The sequence below is a fragment of the Vibrio sp. 1S139 genome (assembly GCF_041439475.1).
Lineage (GTDB): Bacteria > Pseudomonadota > Gammaproteobacteria > Enterobacterales > Vibrionaceae > Vibrio > Vibrio crassostreae_C.
Genome location: NZ_JBGOOD010000149.1, coordinates 1 through 1,839, shown reverse-complemented (window position 1 = coordinate 1,839; position 1,839 = coordinate 1). Strand labels below are relative to the sequence as shown.

The following is a 1,839-nucleotide window of genomic DNA, read 5'->3' as shown; positions in this document are numbered from 1 at the left end:
ACTTACTACCGTTTTTGTTTTTAGTTCCCGCTAATCCGCGATGAACCTTTTTTTTTAGCTTTTGACCACCCATAGGCCAAATACTATCACAGGCAAATTAGTGCTCTAGCATCTGCTCCGTCACACCATCTTTTATCACGTCATCAACGGTTTTCTCAATCAACTGTCTCGCAATAGTTCCAACAGGAGCAACATCAGGTAGGCTTGTTACGTCAAACCATTGAGCATCCGATAGCTCGCTGTAGTCAGGCTTAAGCGTACCACCAGCATAATCTGCGAGAAAGCCCATCATCATACTCGATGGAAACGCCCATGGTTGGCTGCCAAAATAACGAATATTATCGACATCGATACCCGTTTCTTCTTTGACTTCTCTTGCCACACACTGCTCTAAGGTCTCTCCAACCTCTAGGAAGCCCGCTATCACGGTATACATGCCTGTTTTATGTCTTGGGTGCTGCGCAAGCAATATCTTGTTGTCGTTTCGTACAGCGACAATGATGCATGGGAAGATACGAGGGTAATGAAGTGTGCGGCAATCTCCACACTGCATCGCCACCTGGTTATGATTGAGATGATTTCGACCACCACACTGAGGGCAAAAACGCATACTTTGAGTCATATGCCCATATTGGATGGCTTTGCTTGCAGTCAAGAAACTCACTTCAGGCCAGTGCAGTAACTCTCTTAGGCTAACCATGTTCAGCTCATTCTCCACATCACAATCGTTGAGCCAATACACCTTGCGACCTTGATGCTGACCAATACAGATTGCATGCTCCACACTCAGCCCAAGCTCTTCAGCAGAGCCAAACGGAAACTGATCATTATTAACCCAAATATCACTACCAGAAACGACGCACCAATAAGCTTGCTCTGTCATTTTGTTATCACTTTTTTTTTACATCCCTATGCCTCATTGCTTGCAGTTCGTTCATTTTACTGGCAATCTAATTTCATACTAGAGTTGTAGCAGAGAATATTTCAAGCTATTACTTTTAGTAGCTACCAATAAAACGGACCCTGCTTAGGCAATTACTTGATCACAAGGTTGTGATCAGATCATGAGGACATGGTCATGCTAAATAAATTCAAACAAATACAAGAACAATGGGGTGGCTCTAATGAGGTCATCGATCATTGGCTCGAAACTCGACAGTCTCTAATCGTTGAGTATTGTAAGCTAGGTGCCTTGCAGCCAGCTAGCAACGGGCAATCAAACGTTGTTGAACTCCCTTCCCCTAAAGAAATAAGCTCATTCTGTGATCATGTTGTCGATTATATCTCAGAGGGTCATTTTAAGATCTACGATATGGTCATGAAAAAATGGCAAGCAACAGGCTTTAAAACCAATGACGAGATTGATACAACTTACGCGAAGATCGTACTTACAACCGAGCCGCTTCTAGAATTCAATGATAAGTACGTTAAAGTAAATGCAGACGATGAGTTGCCTAACTTCGAAGGAGATATGTCCAAAGTAGGTGAACTACTCGAACTACGTTTTGAAGTAGAAGATAATCTTATCCAGCTTATTGCAGACAGTTTAGCGATTCCACCAGGCGCTTAGTTAGCCGAATCCTTAATAAGCTTGCCTCTGTGCAAGCTTTTTGTTTTGTCTGTAAGGTTATCCAAACTACCCAGAACCTTTCAGACAGAGCTTACTCGCTCGCCCTGACCTTTAGCCATAAGCATATGGTTACAGCCCTAATCAGCCTAGTCATCTCTACCCTTTATCTTACTGGCCTCAAAGAGCACTCTTCAGGACATAAATCCAACCTCACCGTAAGCGTCTTTAAATCGACACATTCAATCATCGAAACGAACGTCGTAACCTTT

Annotated in this window: 2 protein-coding genes; one reads left to right on the top strand and one right to left on the bottom strand. The window is 43.1% G+C overall.

From position 1 onward, the window contains the following. Nucleotides 1-97: 97 nt before the first annotated feature. Nucleotides 98-883, bottom strand: coding sequence for an NAD(+) diphosphatase (nudC, locus tag ACED46_RS21810; protein ID WP_371722443.1), 786 nt, complete (start codon nucleotides 881-883; stop codon nucleotides 98-100). Nucleotides 884-1,072: 189 nt separating this feature from the next. On the opposite strand from nudC, the gene ACED46_RS21805 reads away from it, so the two are divergent. Beyond that, nucleotides 1,073-1,570, top strand: coding sequence for an Rsd/AlgQ family anti-sigma factor (locus ACED46_RS21805; RefSeq protein WP_032546263.1), 498 nt, complete (start codon nucleotides 1,073-1,075; stop codon nucleotides 1,568-1,570). The last annotated feature ends 269 nt before the right edge of the window (nucleotides 1,571-1,839 follow it).

Coding starts and splice junctions, on each gene's coding strand:
- nudC (WP_371722443.1), bottom strand. CDS start 883: ATGACAGAGCAAGCTTATTGGTGCGTCGTTTCTGGTAGTGATATTTGG.
- ACED46_RS21805 (WP_032546263.1), top strand. CDS start 1,073: ATGGTCATGCTAAATAAATTCAAACAAATACAAGAACAATGGGGTGGC.